Raw genomic sequence first — 23057 nt, 5'->3', positions numbered from 1 at the left:
GGGGCGGTACCACTTTTGGCGCTGTCCCTTTTTTCTAATCACCTACCTATGAAAATAACAAAAATTCACTTTTTATTGGCAATCTTGACTGTTGCTGTTGTGTATATTACGCTCAATTATAGAGCAGTAGAAACAAAGGGAGCGAGGCCACGCTTAGAAACAATAGCGGTTGGTAAAGGTTATGGCTATCAAATTTTATACAAAGAGAAAGTTTTGGTCAAACAAGAATTTATTCCCGCCGTTCAAGAAGATAGGACCTTCGTTTCAAAAAAAGAAGCTAAAAGGGTAGGAGATGAGGTTTTAAGGAGAATCATAAAAGGGGAAGCTCCGTTCGTAACAATTTCCCAGCTTAGAGATTTGAACATATCCAATATAGATTGACCAAATGAAGGCAACTAAAAGAAAATACTTCCCACAATGGTTGGTGCATGTCTTCTTATGGTGTGCCCTTTATGGGTTAATAGTCTATCCTTTTTTATTGGAAACAAGGTCCGTGCCACCCCATATCCTAATAAAATTGGTAATGGCCGCAGCCTTGTTTTACTTCAACTATTATTATTTGGTTCCTAGGTTTCTTTTAAAGAATCAGAAGAAGGCATATATAATTATTTCCATCCTGTTATTGTTGGTAATCGCTTACGGGGTTCATCTATTGTTTCCGCCTGAAATACCAAAGAATTTTGGCCCCTTAGCGGAATATATGAAAGAAAACAGAGGGAATAGAATCCCGTTTCGGGGAGCCTTTATGCCCTTGGTTACCTTTGCGGTGCCGTATTGCTTCGCTATAATGCTTAGGGTTTATAATGAGTTGCAAAAAAACGAGAATCTTCGTAAAACGGTAGAAAAGGAAAAGGTTCAATCTGAACTTCAATTTTTAAAGACACAATTAAATCCACATTTTCTATTTAACTCCCTCAATACCATCTATTCACTGTCGGTTAAAAAATCACCCGACACCTCTGAAGCTATTATAAACTTATCGGAATTAATGCGCTACATGATATATGAAGCGGATAAAGATCTTGTGCCTTTAAACAAGGAGATTGAATACATTAAGAGTTATGTGGCATTACAAAGGTTAAGATTGGCCAATAGCGAAAATGTATTCTTAAAAATTTCGGGTGACGATTCAGGAAAGATAATACCGTCTTTATTGTTCATCTCCTTTATTGAAAACGCCTTTAAATACGGCACCGATTACCAAGGTAAAACCATGGTTAAAATAAACCTTTTGATAAAAGAGAGGTCTATACAGTTGTACGTGCTGAACAAAATTGGCAAGCATAGGGTGAAAACTGAAAACAGTGGAGTTGGCCTGCAAAACGTAAAAAACAGGTTGAATTTTCTATATCCAAATTCCCATTTCCTGGAAATAGAAGATGACGGTGTTAATTATGAAGTTAATTTAATTTTAAATCTATAGATTATGAACTGTATATTAATTGACGATGAACCGTTGGCCATAGAGATATTGGTAGACTATTGTATGAAAGTAGGTTTTGTTGAGGTGGTGGGTACATTCACGAACCCCCTTGAAGCTATTCCGGCCATAAATGAAAAGAAAGTAGATGTTATTTTCTGTGATATTGAAATGCCACAGATAAACGGTCTTGATTTTATTAGTGCACTGGAAAATCGTCCACTTTTTATATTTACCACTGCATATTCTCAGTATGCAGTAGAGGGTTTTGAGCTTAATGCGGTAGATTATCTGGTAAAACCCATTCCGTATCAAAGGTTTATTAAAGCGGTTTTAAGGGCTAAAGAGCTGTTGTCAAGAAAAGAAGCACCTGCTGCTTTAGTCTCTGCCAATGTGTTCCCGTCCAATGGAGATGGAAATGAAAGCCAAAAGTTCATTTTTGTAAAATCTGAACATGAAAGTGTCAAGATTAATTTAGATGATATACAGTACGTGCAAGGCCTAAAAGATTATCTGAAAATTCATGTAGTGGGAAGTAATAGAGCTATTTTAACCTTGCTCAGTTTTAAGGATATTTTAGAGAAATTACCTCAAAACCAGTTTATAAGAGTTCATAAATCCTTTGTGGTAAATGTGAACTTTATCAAGACCATACAACGCAATAGAATTGTTATAGACGATATTCGTATACCTATAGGGGAGAGCCATAAATCCCAGTTTTTCTCAATGTTAGGATTGTAATAAATACGACGAGTTTCGGGCAAAATGAGGTTTTTGGGCTCTTTGGGTCTATGAAAATTCTTTTCGGGACGGAAGCCATGTAACCTAGAGGGTATACCCCAATTCTTCTTTTAATTTAATGGACATTACCTGGGTTCTGTTCCTAAGTTTTTTGGCACTTGTAAGTAAGTTCTGGGTTTGTAAAAGACGGTCTACTAAACTATTTTGGTATTCTTTACTACGTAACAATGTCTGGTAGTCAGAAGTCTCGCCAAAAGATTTTATACGTGTGTATTTTGGGTTGTCTTTAGAAAGCATATCCTTTAGGGCCAAGTGTTTCTCAAGGGTAGGTTGTAATCTGCCCAGAATAATGTCCCTGATTTTTAAATCTATCGATTTTAATTTCTGGATTTCACCGGGATAATTGGTAATCAAACTCTTTAAGGAATCACTTTCAATAAACTCAAATTTAGTAGTGCTTATAACCGAGTTTACGGCACCGTCCAGTAGGTTTATCTGCGAGTAGTCTATATGTACAATGGTGTCCTTTGCGCCCTGGCTAATTTCATCGGAAGAAAGACCTATATAGTTCATTGTGTCTTCCAGTGTTTTTGTGGTGTTGGAATAGCGGTCAATAGAACTGTTCAGGTTTTTTAGGTTGGTGTTTAGCTCGTCGTACAGGCTTTCGTAGATTTTGAGCTCTACAATTCTGTTTTTTCGGATCTCATTTAGATCGTTAATTTTCCAAGCAATTAAAATACCTATGACAATAAGAAAAATTTCCCCAAAGGCATAGACCAAATAGCTTTTGAGTTTGCCCGAACTCAAGAGCTTTTTTCGTATTTTTCTAAAGACTGTCATAGGTGACTATTCTTTTTTTAAGGCTTTGATATCTGTAATCAATTGTGCGATTGAGGCTCGGTTCAACCCATTATAAATGCCTCTAATGTGTTTGTTTTTATCAATGAGCAAGAAGTTCTCTGTGTGTAAAAAGTCATTTATGTCTTTAGGAAAACCTAAGTCGTTTTCAACAAAATATTGATTTCTTCCCAAATCATATATTTCCATTTTATCACCGGTAACCAAATGCCACTTGTTGTTAAGGATGCCATTTTTTTGCGCATATGATTTAAGCTGAGGAATAGAATCTATTGTGGGGGTCACCGAATGTGATAACAATAGTACCTCTGGGTCATTTTTAAAAGCAGCCTGTACTTTTTGCATATTTCCTGTCATTTTTAAACAAATACCAGGGCAGGTCGTAAAGAAAAAGTCCGTTACATAAATTTTATCTTCAAATGTACGAGGGGTAATGGTATCCCCCATTTGGTCCACAAGGGCGTAGCTGCCAATTTTGTGAAATGCCTTTTCTTCTGGCGAGCCTGGTTCTAGCCAATGGGGCGTAAAAGATTTGTCTTCATAGTAGGGAAGATATTCTACTCTACTGGTTCCCGCTTGGTTCTTTTCCTCTTTGCAACCTGTAAAAAGTGTAAGGGTGAAAAGGAGTGTAAGAGTGATATTTTTAATTTCTAACAACAACTTCATCTTCTAATTGATAACAAGAGTTAGCTCTTCGCATGCCAAAAATCCGTCCATTTTTAGCTTCATAATTAACGTATAGCTTTCCATTTTGCAGCCAAGCTTTTTGTACACCTTTTTCCTTGCCATTTGAGAGTTTTCTTTCTTTGGCGAGAACGCCATTGGCGTACCACATTTTTTGGGTTCCTTCCAATGCTCCGTCTACATAGGTAGATTGTTCGGCCAGTTTGCCATTTGGCCACCAAACTTTATAATTACCTACAAGACGGTTCTGTTTATAGTAAGATTGTATGCGCAACGTACCATTGGCTTCCCATCTTTTAGCAATGCCTTCTCTTTTGCCATTTAGATACCCCAGTTTCTCACTTCGGTTACCATTTGGGTGATTTGCTATGGAATACCCATTAAAGGGTTCGTCTTTATAGTACCACTTGCCTTCATTTGGGTTGAGCGTTAAATGCTTTTTTTGTAGTTCAAAATTATTGATGACAATGGTTTTTTCGGCAACGGGTTCTACTGCCGAGACCTCCTTACAACTAGAAATAAAGAGCATTGACAATAGCATACAACAAAAAAGTGATTTCGCCATAATGTCTAGTATCCTTGGTAAGGTCCTGCAAAGGCTAAATAAGAACCTGTTGTAGAATATACCTCATTAATAATATGGTAGTGGTACTCTTCTTCACCATCGGTATACTGCGTAGTGGAAACATGCCCTCCCGAAGCGTCAAGGTCTGTGGGGTATGTTCCCGTGGTATTACACTTTCTTCCGTATAGAAAGACACCGTCTAAAAGTATGCCCACTAACTTATCATCATCATCTGAAAATGCTTTAGGTTCTAGGTGATAGTGGTACACTCCCGGCCCGATGTGAGCGCCGGTCCAATCCAAACTGGCAGCAGCCTGGTCCAATGGTCCGCCACCTTCTTGATCATTAAATATAGAGGAGCCGCTCACGGCAATGCCAATGGTGTTAAAATCAGTCTCTACGGTATTACCGGTCAGGTTTAGCGTAGCGTCTACGCGTATAGTGGTTGCATTGTTGTTGCTTGTCATGATGCTGGGCGTCAATGCCACATCCGGTTCTTCTTTATAGAGGGAGCTACCTTCGCCCCAGTATACGGTTTCGTGATTAGGTAGGCCGGTAGTTTCAATAACCACTTGGGAACCATCTAAATAGATAGTGGTAGCATCGGGATTGAAAGCAGCAAAGGCAGCATGCAGTTCTGTTACGATTTCTTCTTCGGAATCTTCGTTTAGGTCAGAATCCGTTACGCTATCGGAGCTACAGGCAATAAATCCAATAGATATTAATACAGCGGCAAAACCAAATGGGATGATTTTTTTTAGGGCTTTTTTTTTCATAATATTTGTTTAATTAAATTGATTTTTGGCCTTTCTATTGCTTTTTTCCTCTTTTGGGTTTTGGCGCTTTTTTGAGTTCATCTAGAGAAAGGTATCCGTCTTCGTCCGTATCTATTTTTACAAAGTCGTTTTTTAGAGGGCCTTTTACCTCTATTTCGGAAAGTTTACCGTCCTCATCTGCATCCATCTGTTTTATCAATTCGGTGGCCGATGGTGGCTCTTGACCTCGTTTTTCTTGGGCAGATGAAGTTTGAACTGCGATAAGGGTAAAAGCTGTAGTAGCGATTACTGTGTAAAATGATTTTTTGTTCATTGTATTTATTTTTTAATTATTTCTATTTGTGATGACAAAGGTGGGCAAAGGTTAGATACGGAATGACGGTAATCTGTAAGTGATGGAAGGTTTTCAGTGAATGCCGGTTTACACTCTGTAAACTGTATAGTTTTAGCCGTTTAGAATGGTATTTTTAGGGCTCTGACGAGAAATAATTACTTTAATTTGTAGCATGAAACAAACACATCGTTTTCTTTTTCATGTATTTTTATGGATGGCCATTTGGTTTATGGCTTGGTTGTTACTTAATGAAAATGCGCGGTTTTTAAACAAAAACGTATCTTCCTTTATCATGCAGATCGTGGTTATAGCCGCACTAATTTATCTAACTGCCCCAGCCTTACTTTTCAAGAAAAAGTATGTTCTTTTTGGAGTAGTGTCCTTTGTTATATTGATTAGTTGTTCGTTTCTGATTTCTGAAAATTTAATGTCTCCTGAGAATAGTATGAGACCCCCACCGGGAGCGCGTAGAGGTGGTCCGCCAATGGCTCCTCCCCAAATTTTAATTCAGTTCTTAATACTTTCCATTGCCTACGTGTTGGCCACATTTGTGGAAACTTTTTTGTTCGCCCAAAAGAAAGAAGAGGAGACCATTAGAAACAAAAATGAAAACCTTCAGATGGAATTGAAGTTTTTAAAGTCTCAGATTAACCCACATTTTTTGTTCAATTCGCTTAATAATATTTATGCCCTTTCGGTAATTGATTCCGGCCGTACGCAAGAGAGTATAGGAACTTTGTCCAATATGCTTAGGTACGTATTGTACGAGTGCGAACAGCCTATGGTTTCCGTTAAAAAGGAGATTGCTTATATTAGTAATTATCTGGATTTATTCCGTTTAAAGAGCAGTAAACCTTTTCCGATAAAAACCGATTTTCAATTGTCCAATTCCAATGCGATCATAGCACCAATGCTATTTATACCCTTTGTTGAAAATGCCCTAAAGCACGGAAATGTAGACCATGCAGCAGATGGATATTTGGAAATAAAAGTACGTTCGGATAACCAAAAGATAGATTTTTATGTGTCCAATAGTGTTTCGGAAACGCCCGCTCAAAAAGACGCCGTTGGTGGTATAGGATTGGAGAATGTTAAAAAACGATTAGAAATTCTTTATCCGCATAAACACAAATTAAATATTGAACAGACCCCTAAAAGTTATACCGTAAATCTTAGCATCAATTTAGATGGAACCCATTAAATGTATTGTAGTAGACGATGAAGAACTGGCGCGAGGCCTATTAAAAGCCTATATAGAACGGTTGGATTTTTTAAAGCTCGTGGCCGAAGTTGCCAACCCTTTGGATGCCCTGAACATTATGAAAAGTGAGCGGGTAGACTTACTTTTTCTAGATATTCAGATGCCAGAAATAAAAGGCACGGATTTGGCTAAGCTGGTCCCGAATCATACACAGGTCATATTTACCACAGCCTATTCCGAATACGCTTTGGAGGGGTTTGAGCTTAGTGCACTGGATTACTTGTTGAAACCCATTAGTTTTGAACGTTTTTTATCGGCAGTAAATAAAGCAAAACCTAATAAAGAAGTATATACTAAAGACAAGGACTCTGCGGATAGTATTACCATTAAGTCGGGTTATGACCTTCACAAGCTTAAGTATGATGACATTCTCTATATTGAAAGTGATAGTGAATACGTTAATTTTTATTTGGGCGATAAAAAGTTCATGAGCTTGCAGTCGCTAAAGAAACTGATAGAACTATTGCCTACAGACCAATTTATGCGGGTACACCGTTCTTTTATTGTAAACCGTAAAAAAGTAACGTCTTTAAAAGGGCGTGATATTTATATAGGGAATAAAGAGATTCCCGTGAGTGCCCAATATTTTGATGCAGTAAAGGAGGAATTGTTTTAAGCAGCTTTAATTGGTCTGCTGTACGAGTAAAAAAAAAGGACCTAGATATTTCTAGGTCCTTTTTGCATTTTAAGTAGGTATGTTCTAGGTGAAAACAGATAGGCTTTTGGGAAACCTAAATAGTTTTCAAAATATTTTTAGTTCAATCCCTCTTGGGTTGAATTTTGTTCTATTGTTACTTCTGCAACAGCATTATCCGCCTCATGGTTCTTATTGTCATTGTCATAAACGATAATTGCAGTTACAAAACTTGCAAAATAAAGTAGGCTTTTTAATTTCTTGTTCATAATGGTGGGGGTTTTGATTTCTGAAGCTAATTTACGGCGACTATGGACTCAAAAAACCCGATTGTTGCCAAATGAGCTTTTTCTGATGTCAAACTAAAGTATAATGTTGAATACCATTTTTGCTTAACGATGTTTTCTATCACTTCATCGGAAGTGCTGTTTTTACTGCTGTTTTTGGAAGCTTATTAAATTTGGTTTTTGAAGTTTAATCAGGTCCTATAAGACATGTACAATGATAAAGAGTGATGTATTAGTCGTGTTTTTGCTTCTTAAAACCAACCTCCCAAACAAAAGCTCCGGCCATATAGACCATGAAAAGGGCAAAAGGTAACGAGGTTACGATCAATAACTTTTGAACTGCCGTAAGTACATCTATATCCGGTTTGGCGTTTCCTAAAAGAAGTAGGGACATGGTGGCCAGTAAAATAAAAACGGCCCAGATAAGTCTGTGTTTTTTGCTGGGGTTCTTTTTCCCATGATCCGTAAACATGCTAAGAACGAAAACTGCAGAATCTACAGAGGTCACCAAAAAACTAATAAGTAAAAAAATGGTAGTAAAATTTAGGAGCGTTGCCATGGGATAGTTTTCAAAGAATACAAAAATGGAGGAAAAGACATCTCCAAATTCATTGTTGTACGTACCCCAAGACGTTATAAGTTCAAAAGCCGAAGTGCCAAAAACCGAAAACCAAAAAAATGTCCCCAAAGACGGAATGATCAGAACGCCCAAAAGTAATTGGCGTAGGGTGCGCCCTTTTGATATACGTGCAATGAAGATTCCTGTAAACGGAGCCCAAGCCAACCAAAAGGCCCAATAATAGAAAGTCCAATCGGTTAGAAAGGTCATTCCGGGGTTATAGTTCCCGTATGCGAGGCTCATAGGGACAAAATCAACAAGGTAGTTAAAGGTAGCCATGGCAAAGGACTTCACTATTCCTAAGACATCACTCATAAAAAAAATGAACAGAAGTAGAACGGTTGTAATCAGAATATTCACTTTTGAAATAATCTTTATGCCCTTATTGACCCCTTGCCAAGCGGAATAGAATGCGATTGCCGAGATGAGAACGGCCAAAAGTAACGTAGTGGTTACACCAAAATTGGTGGTGAAAACATGATTAAGACCGCCGTTTATTTGTGTTGTACCCAAACCTATTGCAGCTATGAGTCCAAAAACAGTGGTAATGATGGTCATGATATCAATTCCACTTTTGGCCAAAGGATTGGAAATAGTATCCGCTATGGTAGAGCTTACCCTTACTTTCTTTTTCTTTACGAAGAGTGCATAGCCTACAACCATGGCAAACAGTCCGTAAAAGGCCCAAGCTGTAAACCCCCATTGATAGAAGGTGAATTCCAATGCTAAAATTTCGGGTTGCAAATCAGAAGTGTAGGGCGGGTGCTGTTGCATAAAAACAGGTTCCTGTACGGCACGGAGCAAAATTCCTGAGCCCATTCCTGCACTGTAGAGCATAGCCGTCCAAGCCCAAAGGGAGTGTTCGGGTTTTGAATTTTTCTTGCCCAATTTAATTTTTCCGAAAGGCGAAAAGGCGATTGCCAATAAAAAAAGCACGCATCCCAACCCTAGATAAAGGTAGAGGAACCCAAAATAATTCCTGACCCACACCGAAGCCGTTTCAATAGCTTCATAGCTGGTTTCCGTGGCAAAGAAAACGACAAGGGTAAACAGGAAAATTATACCGATGGAAACGGAAAGTAAAGGGTTTTTAAGGTGCCGCATGCTCGGTAATTAGGGTTCGGGTTTTTGGTAAACAAGCGTAAAATAAGAACTTTGACCCAAATCCGACTCCAATACTGCCATAAACTCTTCTTTTTTTGTCTGTATAAGAATGGCCGCGGTGTTCGGGGCTACTTCACCTAAATTTTCGGCATGTAGGGTAATCGTATTTTTCCCGGGCTGTAATGTGAGATTGAAAAATTGCTTTTTACGCTTCAATTTTACATGTTGAATAGCAACTGCCCCATTCAAGTAAATGGTCACGATATCATCATCTATTCTGCGGTGGTCGTAAAGTGCCAAGCGCACTCTTTTTTCAAGAACTGTATAAGTTTTTTTACTGTCTATTAAGATGCGGTCCGCAATTTTATCAGGTGGATTCGTATGGGTTACACCTTCTTTTTTTAGAAGTCCGGTTTTGTCCTTTGGTCGGGAAGGGAGGGCTTTTACAGCAATGCCCGTAACGGTAATGTCTTTGTTAAAATCGATTAATGAAGATTGTTTGCTCTCAATTTTAAGGGCTATGGTTACATGGTCATAAGCTTTGTCAGGACGAATAATAAAAGTGAAATAGCCCCGGGAAGTATAGGATGGAGGCGAATGAACAGTTAATTCAGGTTCGGATTGAACAGCATCTACACTATCCAAAACATTCGCATTGATTGCGCCATGGTCCGATGGAAATACGGCTATAGGATACGAATAACTTTGGTCTGGCAATTGTCTTCCAAAAATCCAAAACCCAATTTCATATGCTTTACCTAACTGCAAAGGTTCTTTGAGCTTTACGGTTACAATAGATTCATAGCCCAAGGGAGCCCTTTGAGGCATCTCCAATTCACTTGAAGCGGAAGCCTGACCGTGAACAAAGTTCAACGTTGCAAGGCCCAATAGTAAAATGAATATGTGCAGTTGGTTCATTTTGCTCTGGCAATATTGCGGATCATACCACCAAAGATGAAATAATGAAAAGGTACAATACTGTACCAGTATAATCGTCCTTTGAGACCCCTAGGTCTGAACGTTGCCGTTTGGTGCAGTACATTGTTTTCGTCAATTTTAAATTCTAGCCAAGCTTCTCCGGGTAGTTTCATTTCGGCAAAAAGTAATAAGCGTTTTGCTTTTTTATCGGCTAGAAGAACCCGCCAAAAATCCAATGAGTCGCCGGCATAAATTTTATCGGGGTGCGTTCGTCCACGTCTTAATCCCACCCCGCCTGAAAATTTATCGATTATTCCCCTTATTTTCCAAAGCCAGTTTCCATAGTACCAACCGGTTTCTCCACCAATTCTCCAAATGTTGCGCAAGACCTGTTCCGGATTATCTACTTTTATTTTTTTCTCGTCTTTCAGAACGCCATACTTAGGAACTTGAATATACTTTTCTAAGTTCTTTTTAAAGCGGCCGCTTACCATACTATCCTTCCAGCTGCTGACCACCAGGTTTTGTTCTATTTTCTTAAAGGCTAAATCAATCGCTTCTTTATAGGAATGAGGTTTTAAACCTAAAAGCTTTTGTAACCTTTGATCTTTGGCAATAACTTCAATTTTCATACTATCAACAAGATTCAATGCCAATTTGTACGATGTTGAGGTAACAAAATAGAGCCAGTAGCTAGATAGCTTTGGCGTCATTACGGGCACGGTAAAAATATAATTCTTAAAACCGCGTACTTCCGCATACTGCTCTAGCATTTGTTTATAGGTGAGTACGTCCGGACCGGCAATATCAAAAGAATCGTTATAGGTTTTTTCATTACCCATAACACCGGTCAAAAAAGCTAGAATATCCCGGATGGCAATAGGTTGTGTTTTGGTCAATACCCATTTTGGAGTAATCATTACGGGTAATTTTTCGCATAAATCACGAATAATTTCAAACGAAGAACTTCCTGAGCCTACAATAATTCCAGCTCTTAAAACGGTAAGTTCAAAAGAACCTTCATAGAGAATGCGCTCCACATTTTTTCGGGACCAGAGGTGCTTGGAAAGATTCTCTTCGTTGACGATACCACTCAAATAAATGACTTGCTTTACTTGGGTTTCACTTAGATAAGCATTAAAATTTTCTGCGGTCTTGGCCTCTAGGGTGTCAAAATCCTGTGTAGACGAACTCATGGAATGAATCAAAAAATAGGCTACATCTATGTCTTTTGGGACCACTCCTTTTTGCATGTCCTTTAAAAAATCTATTTCTAGGACCTGTATCTGAGCCCGCATTTCTTTTTCAATAGAAAATCGGGTTTCATCTCGTACTGTGCATACCACCTCATGGTCCAATTCCAATAATTGGGGTAGCAATCGCATTCCTATATAACCGTTAGCGCCCGTTAAGAGAATTTTCATAAGCTTTTTGGATGTTTATAAGTCTTCGATGGAAGTAGGGGCATTATCGGCTTTAAAGTTCTGAATTTTGATAAAAAACTTCTGAATCGCTTTGGTATCGGCTTTTACCTTAATAAAATAATGGTCTCGATATATGGAGTAAATACCAATGTCACCTTTGTATAAAGTAAGTTTGTAAAACGGAATAACTAAAGCAAAGGTCTCTAATAAAGACCTGAAACGAACAATAATACCTTTGGGCCTTAGCTCAATGTTACATTGATCGCGATTGTTATCCAAAATGAGCAAGTTTCTAATTTCAATGCTCGTTTCGGTAATGAACAATCTAGGCGAGCCAATACCGCCCATGTTCCAGCGTTCCCTTAATGGAAAGGGCTTGCCTACCGCTTCATCTATTTTTTTTGTAACCTGTTTATCGGTATATGATACGTTCAAAAGCATATATGGTCCTATTTACAAATTGGATTGTTGCGCTCAGGGGCTGCATTTCTATAAAGTTAAAGAAAAGCGAGGCCAATACCGCCTGTCTTAGGGTAAAAGCGCAAAAAATGATTAGTTTTGCAGCCTGAAACGAAACATGATATGGGTATTCAAGCAATTTTAGAAACCAAGGTTAAGGAAGCGGTCGCAGCTATTTTTGAAAAAGAACTGCCGTCGGTAGAATTTCAGCCAACACGCAAGGATTTTGAAGGTGATGTTACGGTGGTTGTATTCCCCATGCTTCGTGTAGTTAAAGGAAATCCAGTTCAGATAGGTGAGCAAATTGGAGCTTACTTGGAAAAAGAGGTTGCTGAAGTTACCGGTTTTAACGTCATAAAAGGTTTTTTGAACCTGGTGATCGGAGATGGTTTTTATCTTGATTTCTTTAATGGAGTAAAAAATGATGCCACATACGGTCATGTACCCCAAGAGGACAATAATGCCATAATGGTAGAGTATTCTTCGCCAAATACCAATAAGCCGTTGCACTTGGGGCATATTAGAAATAACCTCTTAGGATATTCTGTAGCTGAGATTTTAAAGGCCTCGGGGAAAAAAGTGTATAAAACCCAAATTATCAATGACCGTGGAATACATATTTGTAAAAGTATGTTAGCATGGAAGCGTTTTGGAAATGGCGAAACCCCGGAAAGTACAGGGTTAAAGGGTGATAAGCTTGTAGGTAACTATTACGTAGCTTTTGATAAGGCCTATAAGGCCGAAATTGCCGAAATGGTTGCTAATGGAACAGACAAGAAAGTAGCAGAAAAAGAAGCTCCAATTCTATTAGAAGCCCAAGAAATGCTTCAAAAATGGGAGGCTGGTGATGAAGAAGTTGTAGCGCTTTGGAAAGAAATGAACGGCTGGGTCTACAAAGGTTTTGATGTTACTTACAAAAATCTTGGGGTAGATTTTGATACGCTGTACTATGAAAGCAATACATATTTGCTAGGTAAGGACGTTGTGGCCGGCGGATTGGAAAAGGGTATTTTCTATAAAAAGGAAGATGGTAGTGTTTGGATAGATTTAACTGATGAAGGTCTTGATGAAAAAATAGTGCTCCGTTCCGATGGTACTGCGGTTTATATGACCCAAGATATAGGTACTGCTATACAAAGGGTTAAGGATTATCCAGATGTGGGTGGTATGGTATACACGGTTGGTAATGAACAGGATTACCATTTTAAAGTGTTGTTTCTGATTTTGAAAAAGCTAGGCTTTTCATGGTCTGAAAACCTACACCATTTAAGTTACGGAATGGTAGATTTACCTAGCGGTAAAATGAAGAGTAGGGAAGGTACCGTTGTGGATGCAGATGATCTAATGAACGATATGACCAGCACGGCAGCTCAAATATCCGAAGAGCTTGGAAAGCTGGAGGGGTATTCTGAAGAAGAAAAAAACTCCCTCTATAAATTGATAGGCTTAGGCGCCTTAAAATATTACATTCTAAAAGTAGATCCTAAAAAGACAATTCTGTTTAATCCGGAAGAGTCAGTAGATTTTCAAGGAAATACGGGGCCGTTCATCCAATATACCTACGCACGTATCCAATCTATTTTAAGAAAGGCCAATTTTGATACCGCTACGGATATAGAAATTACAGCTCTTGGTGGTTTACACCCCAAAGAAAAAGAACTTATTAAACAGTTACAGTTATATCCTGAGACCGTACAATTGGCAGCGGAGAACTATAGCCCGGCACTTATTGCCAATTACACGTACGATTTGGTGAAGGAATTTAACTCCTTCTATCAGCAGGTTTCAATTCTTGGGGAAACGGACGAAAACAAAAAAGTACTTCGTGTGCAGCTATCCCAAAAAGTGAGTGAGGTAATTGCATCCGCCTTTAAACTTTTGGGGATTAATGTTCCCGATCGTATGTAAGCCCAAGCGGCTTTACGCAATTTAAATCCGTTTTTGGAGTTGTAGAGGATATGCTAACAGAGTACAATTTCAAGATTTTGGCAGTAGCATTTCTTTGCATTCAGGCCCTTTATATAGTGTACTATACGTTGGGGCTTTATGCGTTGAATCCGTTTGTGAGGACCAAACCTCTTACGGATAAAGAAAAAAGGTTTCTTACTGATAATTTTGCGGTGTATTCTAAGCTTAGCCCTTCCCTAAAGGCAAAATGTGATAAACGGATTATATGGTTCAGAAGTAGAAAAAAGTTCATTTTCTATGGAAAAGTGGATAAAAAGAAGGAGTTGACGTTACTTTTAAGTGCGTCCGTGGTTCTAATGACTTTGGGTCTTAAGAGCTATAAAATGCGTAGATCACTGTTGCGTATTGTTATTTATCCCTCAAAATATTATTCCCGTATTAATAGAAGGCACCATCTAGGGGAGTACAATCCTCGTTTTAAAACGGTAATTTTTTCTGCAGATACCATTTGGGAAGGATTCCGTATTGCCGATGATAATGTAAACTTGGCCTTGCATGAATTTGCACATGCGCTAAGTTTTGAAATGATTAAACAGAGCTCATGGGAAGCTCGGAAGTTTAGAGTGGGACTTAAGAAAATAAAAGAACTTTTTCTTAGGGAGGGCTACGCGCAGAAGTTAGTGGATTCCAATTATTTTAGGGATTATGGTATGACTAATCTACAGGAATTCTTCTCCGTTGCCGTTGAAAATTATGCCGAGACACCGCACCTATTTTTAGCTGATTTTCCGGAATTGTACGGTATTATTCAAAAAATGTTAGGTTTTGATTTTCAAGTACTTCCTAATGAACCGTTAGGTGGGGTAGCCCTAGAAACGTAATAATGTCTTACATAGCCAAGCTAGGTCTAGTGTCCAAATGGTTGGTGTGCCATATTTTAAGCTGATTGATATGGTCAATGTTCCCTCCGGATAAAATTACCATCACCCTTTTTTTGTTAGGGCTGTTTTTTAGCCATTGCACTACGCCTTCCATTGCCATGGCACTTGTAGGCTCAACGTGCAATTTTAATAAATGGGTCAGCCATTGGGTCCAGTAAATTAACTTGGCTTCTGCAACCTCGTACATGTCATCCAAACGTTTTAGGTACTCAAATGTAATGTCTCCTACTGCCATGGTCATTGCACCATCTGCGAGTGTGTCCGGTGTGGCCTGTAATCTCTGAATTTGGTTGGTTCGCAATGATTCTGCTGCATCATTGGCATTTAAAGGTTCAACGCCAAAAACTTTGGTCTTTGGAGATAAGGCATTGGTTGCGATTACGGTACCGGATAAAAGTCCGCCTCCCCCACAAGGGGCAAAAACGGCATCTATACCTGAAACCTGCTCAAGTGCCTCACATACGGCCGTTCCTTGCCCGGCTATGACTTGGTTATGGTTATATGGCGGTATCCAATACGTTCCTTCTTCTTTGGAAGCGGAGAGTACACTTTCATCGGCAATGTTTCTATTTTCGCAAAGTGCTACCTTGGCACCGTAGGATTGAGTAGCCTGTATCTTAATTTTTGATGCGTATACGGGCATATAAATAGTAGCAGGAATGTTGAATTGGCGTGCGGCCCAAGCAACCGCTTGCGAATGGTTGCCGGAACTATTGGCAATGATGTGTTTTGGTTTTTTGTTGTTTTCTACCAGCCAGGCAATTGTATTGCAGGCCCCTCTGGCTTTGAATGCACCTATTTTTTGAAGACATTCCGCTTTAAAATAAATTTCATGCCCGAGCCAATCATTTAATAAAGAGGAGGTGAAAATTGGGGTTTGGAGCACATAATTGTCAATGCGTTTTCTGGCATTTTTAATATCTTCTATTGTAGGCATAAATGGAAGGTTTCTAAGAAGTGAAAGAAATAATTAATTAATCCTTTAAAATTAACTATAATTAATGGGGGAGAGCTCTTGAATTCTTATTAAAATCGGACTCTAAAACTAACATTGGGCGTAAGACCTAAGGAAACGTTTTCTACTTTTTCTATCTCATTGTCTTCATTCAGGCGATAGTAACTGTTTAAAATGTTCTTTCTACTAGTAAAATTCAAAACGGAAATACCTGCGGATGCTTTCAATTTTTCTGTAAGGTTGAAATTGTAAATGGCGGAAGCATCGGCGCGTAAATATTCGGGTAGCCGGCTACTATTGGGGTCTTGGTAATTAATTCTGTTAGGAAAAAAAGAAGTGTCCAATGGTTCATCCGGATCTGGCTCCGTATAGGGTTTTCCCGTACGATAGTTTAGTCCAATACCCAATTTAAAGTTCTCCAGCGTATAGGTCCCGGCAAAGGTAGCGGCATGTCTTATATCTAGGTTGTTCGGGAAATTGGGGGGTAGAACTTCGGAGAAATTGTAATTGTTGAAATTGTAGGTGTAGCTGGCCCAAACACTATAGTTATCGGTCTTTTTGTTGATTAGAAATTCAACGCCTTTTACATCGTACTTTCCTATTTCCCCATTAAACTGATTCTGGTTCTGAAAGCCTTGCGTTGAGGTGCTAATGCCATTCACTTCTTTATAAAAGGCCTCAAGTCCTACGTAAAAATTTTCATGGTCGTAGTTGATACCTATAGAGCCTTGTTTACTCTTGGTAATAGGCAGGTTTTCTCCGTCCGATACTATCCAACGACGTTTTTCTATACCTAGAAAATTTTGCTCCAAATCAATAATCTGGTTGATAGCTTGACTCTTGAATTCGCCCAGCGCCTGAACTTTTAAATGCCTTGTAAAAGCATAGTTAAAACTTAATCTTGGTTCTAAAATATACTCCTTAAAAGTGTCCGGGTTTTCTAAATAGTTCAATCTAAGTCCGCCTCTTGCATAGATTTTTTTATCGGTTGATGTAAAGGTGAGTTCAGAAAAAAGAGCGTGACTCTTAATAACGTTTCGGGCGTTACTCTCAAAAGGTGGTTGTGTTACCGATGTTTCATTGGCAATACCCGTATCTGTAAATTGATAGCCGTTAAGCCAGTTGAAATTATCATTGGGCATAAAATTGGTACTGAGCTTTAAGGCCGTTTCTTCAACTTCATTATTCTGAAAAAGTATCTGCTCCGCATTAGCGGAAATATTCCGGGCGTCTAATTGGTACTGTGTACTGTAGAGGTTGATATACGTAGCGAATTTTTCGGTCCAGTCACTACTTAGGCTTGCTCCAAGAGATAAGTTGGTTTGGTTTAAGGCGCTGTGTATTTCATTGGTATCGGACATGTCACGTTCTGTGTAATCCAATAGATTATTAATGTTTATAAAGCTAAAACGAAACTTGTGCCGGTCATTAATATCATACAAAACCTTACCCGTAAAATCATAGAAATAGAAATTCCCCTCTTGAGTTACTTGACTGTCATCAAAAACACGAGTAAAGAATTTATCATAGGTCGGGGTGTCAATAAGGTCTGTAAGGGAGCGTCTGGCCGAAAATTGAACAGCAACCTTATCCGTAATGGGTAGATGTCCGTAAACGTCACCGCCAATAAGATTGAAACCTGCACCTGCAAAAAAAGTGTCTGCAATGGCATCTTTGGTACGCATATCTATAATACCACTTACGCCATCGCCATATTGACTTCCAGTGCCATTTTTTATTAAGGTTACTTTGTCTGTCAAATAAGGATTAAACGCCGATATCAACCCGAAAAAGTGTCCGGATTGGTACATTTTTATACCATCCCAAAGAATAAGGTTTTGGTCATTGCTTCCCCCGCGTATGTTAATGTTGGACACGGTTTCGTCCGTACTCTCTATGCCGGGCAATGCTTGAACTGTCTGTAAAACATCAGGTTCTATAAGTCCCGGTAGGATGCCAAATTCCTCACTGTTCATTTGAAAGCTTCCATCGGTTTGTTTTACAAGGCCTTTGGTAAGGAATTCATAAACAACCACTTCTTCTAGTTGTTGGTAAAACTGGGCGAGCAAAAGGGTTTTACAAGGTGCTTTTTTAATGAGCTCATCAGCGTTAACAAAAAGGGTTTTATAGCCTAAGTGCTTAATTTGGACAGAGGCACTTCTGGGAACGTTGTGCAATACAAATGTGCCGGTCTCATCAATAAAAGTGGTAATGTTGGTTCCCAAGACCTTTACACTGGCACCGTAGAGGGTATTCATCTTAAAATTATCCAGAACCGTGGCGCAGATAGAAATAAAATTACTTTTGGTAAGGGTGTAATACCGCTCGTTAATTTTTTCTAGCTCAACTTGGGTCTGGGTCTCAATATCATCTAAAATGATGGGCAATGAAGTTTCTTGCGGGACATAAATTTCAAGGCCAAGTACTTCACTATCCGCATAAGAGAATTTAATATCAAATTCTTGCTCTAGCTGTTGCAAAAAAGTAGACAGCGCTATTTTTTCACCAGTTTGTGCTATAGTATCGTGTGAGGTTATAAAACACGTAAGACCTAAAATAAAAAGAAGAAGTTTACGGATTTTTATCGCCATAGAAGAGCACTTTGCTGCCCTCAAATTTAAACTTTATTTGCGAGGGTGCGCTTATGCTCTTTAACGCAACATCCACATCCGTATTGTTAAAAGTTCCGGTGAACAATTGTTCTGTGTCTATATCCTTTGTTTCAACCGTAACATTATGCTGTCTTTCAAATTCACTAAGGACGTATTTAAGCGGAACACTTTTGAAAGTACTTTCATTATTGATCCAAGACGGATGTTCCGTTTTAGATACCGGTACCTGGGTAATTTTACCATCTATGACCAAAAAGGAATTTCCGGCGGGCAACTTGGTTTCTTTATCGTTAAAAGTAACACTTACCAATCCTTCAAAACAGGTAACTTCAAAAAAGCCCGGTCTGTTTTCTACATTAAATTGAGTTCCTAAAACAGCAACTACGCCATCTTTTGTTTCAACGGTAAAACGCTCGCCCTTGGCCACTTTAAAAAACGCCTCACCTTTAAGTTCAACATTTCGTTCTTTGCTCCATTTCCGTTCACTAAAAGAGAGTTCGGAATCTGCATTTAGTTGTACTTTGGAATTATCGGGAAGGGTAATTTCTTTGTTTTCGGCATATTTGGTAACAATGTTTTCATCTAAAGAGTTGAGATAAAAATACGAACCGAACATAATAACGGCCGCCGCTGCCGCAATACGTAAAAATTTCTTGAAAGGATGCAGCTGTACAACCTTGGTGTCCTTTAAAGTACGTTGGTTCTTTAAGGCCATAAGGGCTTCGTTAGCGTCAAATTCGAGAGCTTTTAGCTGGCCCGAAGCGGCAATAATGCGCTCATAGGAAGCATATTCCGCAGACTTTTTAAACTCTGCGAGCTCGGCCTCGGTGAGGTCATTGTTCAACCATTTTGCTAAGTGATTTTCTTGCATCAATTCTAGCTTTATGCCTTAGTAACAATTCATTACGTAAATACCCTACTTTTTATTTTTGGTACATTGTAGCTATGTATTAAAAACTATTTTAACCACTAACCACTAACCACTAACCACTAACCACTAACCACTATAAACTATATCCCATCAATCTTTTCTCGAAGCGATTTCAATGCCAAATGCATTCTTTTTTCAATAGCTTTTACACTTACTCCTTCCATTTCGGCTATCTCTGCATATTTCTTTCCATCAATTCGATTTAATAGAAAAGTGGTCCGTTGGTTTTCCGGAAGGCTGTCCAGGGCACGGTTCAATCTCTGTTTGAATTCGTCTTCCTCCATCAAGAATTCGGGCGATTCATGGGTAACCTTTAAGGTCTTGTCCGCATACTTTAAACGTACCTTCTCGGCTTTTATCACATTAAGGTACAAATTGTTGGCAACGGTGTAAACAAACGATTTGGCTTTTTCAGGAGAAACCTTGGCACAGTTCTCCCAAAGTTTTACAAATGCCTCTTGAACGGCATCATGGGCTTTCTCCTCATTGCCAAACTTATAATATATATAGTTGAAAACCGTTTTAGAATTAGCTTTGAAAATTGTATCAAAGACTTGCTCTTCGCAAACATTGCCTGTATTTTTGGTTTCCAATTAGGGTATTTTTTTTCAAAGGTATTTGAAAAAAATGAATTTGCTCAGGTAGGGTATTTCAAAAATGGGTTGTTTCAATTTCAAAGTACCCCTAAATTCCAAATCAGTATGAAGAAGTGTTTTAAATTTTCATTAGTAGCTTTCCTACTGGCTCTGCTAATGGCCTTGACCGCATGTCAAGATGAAGAGCCCTTTGAGGAGTCTATAGATGCTGAAAAAACTTTAACTGTTGATTCCGCCACTTTAGAACTTCTAAAAGAAGCGGTTTCCAATGATGGTTCGTATGACAATATTGTAGATGGTGCCAGTTGTTTTAATATTCAATTTCCCTATACGGTTATAGTGAACAATGAAAGGCTAACAATTGATTCTATGGAGGGCCTACAGGTTCTGGAAGAATTTTTAGATGCTTTAGAAGGTTTTAATAGTACTATGGTTATTGTTTTTCCAGTAACCGTTACTATGGCAGATTACACGGAAGTTACCGTAGGTTCTAGAGCCGATTTGGAAAAACTTGTGACTCAATGCGTTGAAGGAGGTGCGGATGCGGATATTGAGTGCGTAGACTTGGTCTATCCTGCCACCGTATTTACCTATAATCCTGATTTTCAACAAACGGCTTCTGTAACCGTTGCCCATGATGCAGAGTTAAGAAGATTTTTTGCTGGTCTTGAAGATACGGATTTGGTGAGTTTTGATTATCCGGTCACCTTAATATATTTAGATGGCACCGAGGTTGTGGTTAACTCAAATACAGAGATATCCAGTATTTTGGAACAGGCCAAAAAGGCATGTGATGAAGATGATGATAACGATTACAATGATGATGATTTTACAAAGCCCCAATTAGACAATGTGTTAATTGATTGCCCTTGGAATCTAATTCAAGTACAAACAAAAGCTGAAAACCAATCTGAACAATACAATAGTTATGCGTTGTCCTTTATGGAAGACGGAAAGGTCACGGCCTATGATAAGTATGGCTACGGAATAGACGGTGATTGGAGTACGTTCGTTGAGGAGTATAGAGTTGTTGTGAAAATTAATTTTGAAGCAAACGATTATTTTACCAATACTTGGAAAGTATACGAAATTAAAGAAGGTAAGATAAAAATGTTCGTAGACGATGACTCTATGGTGTTAGAAAAGAATTGCGACTATCAACCGGAAATATGTAATAAGGAAACCATTGTTGAACGATTGGGAGTATGTAACTGGAGACTGGCGGATGAAAAAGGTGAGTTTTTTGAGGAACAGAACGTAAAATTCGCGGAACAAGGTCTTCTGGTTTATGACCCCAATGGAGAAGTGGTAGATGAAGGAAGTTGGGACGTTACGGAAAATGTGTTGATTTTAAAAGGTCTTACCGAGAATTTAGAAAGTTACATTGGCGAATGGCAGGTGCTTGAATGCGGCCAGGAGTACATGAAAATAAAGAGAAAAGAAGAAGTTGTTGCACTGAGCAAAGTTTGCAACTAACTTTTAATAATTAAGGATTAGAGTAACCGGATACCTATTTTTGCCCCACAGATTTTTAAAGAGCACCCTTCGTGAGAGAGGTGCTTTTTTTATGATATCATATTTTTTTCTTTACGCCCCGTTCTTTAGCGTAGTTATTATTAAATTTGCCTTTCTTCAAAAGCAAGTAAGACGATGTTTGACAATTTAAGTGATAAGCTAGATAAAGCCCTCCACACCCTACGGGGCCATGGGCAGATTACGGAAATTAACGTTGCCGAGACCACTAAAGAAGTCCGTAGGGCTTTGTTGGATGCGGATGTTAACTTCAGGATAGCCAAAGAATTTACCAATAAGGTCAAAGAAAAAGCTTTGGGTCAAGATGTATTGACCACTTTACAACCTGGCCAATTAATGGTAAAGATTGTTAAGGATGAGCTTACGGAGCTTATGGGCGGGGAAACAGAAGGGATTAACCTTTCCGGAACTCCTTCCATAATTTTAATGTCCGGTTTACAAGGTTCGGGTAAAACTACCTTTTCAGGTAAATTGGCCAACTTCCTTAAAACCAAAAAAACAAAGAAGCCTTTATTGGTGGCGTGTGATGTGTACCGTCCTGCGGCAATAGATCAGTTGCACGTAGTTGGGGAGCAAATTGGGGTTGAGGTATATTCCAATCGTGATGAGAAGAACCCGGTAAAGATTGCACAGGCCGGTATTGCCAAAGCAAAATCAGAAGGCTACAACGTAGTTATTATAGATACCGCGGGTCGTTTGGCGGTAGATGAGGAGATGATGAACGAAATCTCTGAAATCCATAAAACCATACAACCTCAAGAAACGCTTTTTGTAGTAGATTCTATGACGGGTCAAGATGCTGTAAACACGGCAAAGGCCTTTAATGATATTTTAAATTTTGACGGGGTAGTACTTACCAAGTTAGATGGTGATACCCGTGGTGGAGCTGCCATTTCAATTAAATCGGTAGTAGATAAGCCTATAAAATTCATCGGTACAGGTGAAAAAATGGAAGCTATTGATGTTTTCCATCCTTCACGTATGGCCGAGCGTATTCTGGGCATGGGTGATGTTATTTCTTTGGTGGAACGTGCCCAAGAGCAGTTTGATGAAGAAGAGGCCCGTAAGATCCAGAAGAAAATTGCCAAAAACAAGTTTGGTTTTGATGATTTCCTTTCCCAGATACAGCAAATCAAAAAGATGGGTAACATCAAGGATTTAATGGGGATGATTCCTGGTGCCGGAAAAGCACTTAAAGGATTGGATATAGATGATGATGCCTTTAAGCACATTGAAGCCATTATACATAGTATGACGCCAGATGAGCGTTCAAATCCTTCCAAATTGAATATGAGCCGTAAAAAACGTATCGCCAAAGGAAGTGGAAGAGAAGTGCAAGAAGTAAACCAACTTTTGAAGCAGTTTGACCAGATGAGCAAAATGATGAAAATGATGCAAGGTGGTGGCGGTAAAAAGATGATGCAGATGATGGGGAACATGCGTGGCATGAAATAAAACCAAGTTTAAAAAAAAATATACGACCAGTAAGACCTAACC

General features: G+C 38.9%; 23 protein-coding genes. 9 read left to right on the top strand and 14 right to left on the bottom strand.

Annotated features, from left to right (window positions below):
- The first annotated feature begins 48 nt into the window (after positions 1 to 48).
- From H9565_RS06330 to H9565_RS06320, 3 genes are read left to right on the top strand one after another with little or no spacing between them, the layout of a single operon-like run.
- Positions 49 to 381, top strand: coding sequence for a DUF4907 domain-containing protein (locus tag H9565_RS06330; RefSeq protein WP_215438384.1), 333 nt, complete (start codon positions 49 to 51; stop codon positions 379 to 381).
- A gap of 4 nt (positions 382 to 385) precedes the next feature.
- Positions 386 to 1423 carry a sensor histidine kinase gene (locus H9565_RS06325; protein WP_215438383.1) on the top strand — a complete coding sequence of 346 codons (1038 nt, stop codon included), beginning with the start codon at positions 386 to 388 and terminating at the stop codon, positions 1421 to 1423.
- Positions 1424 to 1426: 3 nt separating this feature from the next.
- Positions 1427 to 2161 carry a LytR/AlgR family response regulator transcription factor gene (locus tag H9565_RS06320; protein ID WP_215438382.1) on the top strand — a complete coding sequence of 245 codons (735 nt, stop codon included), beginning with the start codon at positions 1427 to 1429 and terminating at the stop codon, positions 2159 to 2161.
- Positions 2162 to 2245: 84 nt separating this feature from the next.
- On the opposite strand, the gene H9565_RS06315 is transcribed toward H9565_RS06320, so the two are convergent.
- From H9565_RS06315 to H9565_RS06295, 5 genes are read right to left on the bottom strand one after another with little or no spacing between them, the layout of a single operon-like run.
- Positions 2246 to 3001: a hypothetical protein gene (locus H9565_RS06315; protein ID WP_215438381.1), complete on the bottom strand. Its 756-nt coding sequence runs from the start codon at positions 2999 to 3001 to the stop codon at positions 2246 to 2248.
- Positions 3002 to 3007: 6 nt separating this feature from the next.
- Positions 3008 to 3685 (bottom strand): SCO family protein, encoded by a 678-nt coding sequence (locus H9565_RS06310; RefSeq protein ID WP_215438380.1) that lies wholly within the window; start codon positions 3683 to 3685, stop codon positions 3008 to 3010.
- Complete coding sequence (locus tag H9565_RS06305; RefSeq protein ID WP_215438379.1) at positions 3663 to 4268, bottom strand: toxin-antitoxin system YwqK family antitoxin; 606 nt, start codon at positions 4266 to 4268, stop codon at positions 3663 to 3665. Before H9565_RS06305 ends, H9565_RS06310 begins: the two co-directional genes overlap by 23 nt.
- A 5-nt stretch (positions 4269 to 4273) precedes the next feature.
- Positions 4274 to 5044: a YHYH protein gene (locus H9565_RS06300; RefSeq protein ID WP_215438378.1), complete on the bottom strand. Its 771-nt coding sequence runs from the start codon at positions 5042 to 5044 to the stop codon at positions 4274 to 4276.
- Between the two features lie 34 nt (positions 5045 to 5078).
- Positions 5079 to 5357, bottom strand: coding sequence for a CREC-EF hand family protein (locus H9565_RS06295; RefSeq protein WP_215438377.1), 279 nt, complete (start codon positions 5355 to 5357; stop codon positions 5079 to 5081).
- Positions 5358 to 5550: 193 nt separating this feature from the next.
- On the opposite strand from H9565_RS06295, the gene H9565_RS06290 reads away from it, so the two are divergent.
- Both H9565_RS06290 and H9565_RS06285 read left to right on the top strand, forming a co-directional pair.
- Positions 5551 to 6579: a sensor histidine kinase gene (locus H9565_RS06290; protein ID WP_215438376.1), complete on the top strand. Its 1029-nt coding sequence runs from the start codon at positions 5551 to 5553 to the stop codon at positions 6577 to 6579.
- A complete protein-coding gene (locus H9565_RS06285; RefSeq protein WP_215438375.1) occupies positions 6566 to 7255 on the top strand; it encodes a LytR/AlgR family response regulator transcription factor in 690 nt (229 codons plus the stop codon). The genes H9565_RS06290 and H9565_RS06285 overlap by 14 nt, the downstream gene beginning before the upstream one ends.
- A 137-nt stretch (positions 7256 to 7392) precedes the next feature.
- Here H9565_RS06285 and H9565_RS06280 read toward each other — a convergent pair whose 3' ends face one another.
- The 5 genes from H9565_RS06280 to H9565_RS06260 form a co-directional block, all read right to left on the bottom strand.
- Entirely contained in the window at positions 7393 to 7542 is a 150-nt protein-coding gene (locus tag H9565_RS06280; protein ID WP_215438374.1) for a hypothetical protein, read from the bottom strand.
- A 250-nt stretch (positions 7543 to 7792) separates the two neighbouring features.
- Positions 7793 to 9283, bottom strand: coding sequence for a BCCT family transporter (locus H9565_RS06275; protein WP_215438373.1), 1491 nt, complete (start codon positions 9281 to 9283; stop codon positions 7793 to 7795).
- Between the two features lie 9 nt (positions 9284 to 9292).
- Entirely contained in the window at positions 9293 to 10201 is a 909-nt protein-coding gene (locus H9565_RS06270) for a hypothetical protein (RefSeq protein ID WP_215438372.1), read from the bottom strand.
- Positions 10198 to 11625 carry an SDR family oxidoreductase gene (locus H9565_RS06265; protein WP_215438371.1) on the bottom strand — a complete coding sequence of 476 codons (1428 nt, stop codon included), beginning with the start codon at positions 11623 to 11625 and terminating at the stop codon, positions 10198 to 10200. The genes H9565_RS06270 and H9565_RS06265 overlap by 4 nt, the downstream gene beginning before the upstream one ends.
- Before the next feature lie 15 nt (positions 11626 to 11640).
- Positions 11641 to 12066, bottom strand: a complete 426-nt coding sequence (locus H9565_RS06260; RefSeq protein ID WP_215438370.1) for a hypothetical protein — start codon at positions 12064 to 12066, stop codon at positions 11641 to 11643.
- 141 nt (positions 12067 to 12207) lie between these two features.
- Here H9565_RS06260 and argS point away from each other — a divergent pair, with 141 nt between their 5' ends.
- Together argS and H9565_RS06250 are read left to right on the top strand one after the other, a co-directional pair.
- Positions 12208 to 13992, top strand: a complete 1785-nt coding sequence (argS, locus tag H9565_RS06255; RefSeq protein ID WP_215438369.1) for an arginine--tRNA ligase — start codon at positions 12208 to 12210, stop codon at positions 13990 to 13992.
- Between the two features lie 77 nt (positions 13993 to 14069).
- Positions 14070 to 14873, top strand: coding sequence for a zinc-dependent peptidase (locus H9565_RS06250; protein ID WP_215438368.1), 804 nt, complete (start codon positions 14070 to 14072; stop codon positions 14871 to 14873).
- A 7-nt stretch (positions 14874 to 14880) separates the two neighbouring features.
- Here H9565_RS06250 and H9565_RS06245 read toward each other — a convergent pair whose 3' ends face one another.
- The 4 genes from H9565_RS06245 to H9565_RS06230 all read right to left on the bottom strand — a co-directional run bounded on the left by H9565_RS06245 (position 14881) and on the right by H9565_RS06230 (position 20024).
- Positions 14881 to 15870 carry a serine/threonine dehydratase gene (locus H9565_RS06245; protein WP_246560360.1) on the bottom strand — a complete coding sequence of 330 codons (990 nt, stop codon included), beginning with the start codon at positions 15868 to 15870 and terminating at the stop codon, positions 14881 to 14883.
- Between the two features lie 89 nt (positions 15871 to 15959).
- Positions 15960 to 18479: a TonB-dependent receptor gene (locus tag H9565_RS06240; protein WP_215438367.1), complete on the bottom strand. Its 2520-nt coding sequence runs from the start codon at positions 18477 to 18479 to the stop codon at positions 15960 to 15962.
- Positions 18460 to 19371 (bottom strand): FecR family protein, encoded by a 912-nt coding sequence (locus tag H9565_RS06235; protein ID WP_215438366.1) that lies wholly within the window; start codon positions 19369 to 19371, stop codon positions 18460 to 18462. Before H9565_RS06235 ends, H9565_RS06240 begins: the two co-directional genes overlap by 20 nt.
- 140 nt (positions 19372 to 19511) lie before the next feature.
- Positions 19512 to 20024 carry an RNA polymerase sigma factor gene (locus tag H9565_RS06230; protein WP_215438365.1) on the bottom strand — a complete coding sequence of 171 codons (513 nt, stop codon included), beginning with the start codon at positions 20022 to 20024 and terminating at the stop codon, positions 19512 to 19514.
- 108 nt (positions 20025 to 20132) lie between these two features.
- Here H9565_RS06230 and H9565_RS06225 point away from each other — a divergent pair, with 108 nt between their 5' ends.
- Positions 20133 to 21503 (top strand): hypothetical protein, encoded by a 1371-nt coding sequence (locus H9565_RS06225; RefSeq protein WP_215438364.1) that lies wholly within the window; start codon positions 20133 to 20135, stop codon positions 21501 to 21503.
- A gap of 174 nt (positions 21504 to 21677) precedes the next feature.
- The gene (gene ffh / locus H9565_RS06220; RefSeq protein ID WP_215438363.1) at positions 21678 to 23015 is read left to right on the top strand and encodes a signal recognition particle protein; all 1338 of its coding nucleotides are present in this window, start codon (positions 21678 to 21680) and stop codon (positions 23013 to 23015) included.
- The last annotated feature ends 42 nt before the right edge of the window (positions 23016 to 23057 follow it).

Source organism: Zobellia russellii, from assembly GCF_018728565.1.
GTDB classification, from domain to species: domain Bacteria; phylum Bacteroidota; class Bacteroidia; order Flavobacteriales; family Flavobacteriaceae; genus Zobellia; species Zobellia russellii.
The sequence above is the reverse complement of the archived record's forward strand: the minus strand, read 5'-3'. Positions and strand labels throughout refer to the sequence as shown.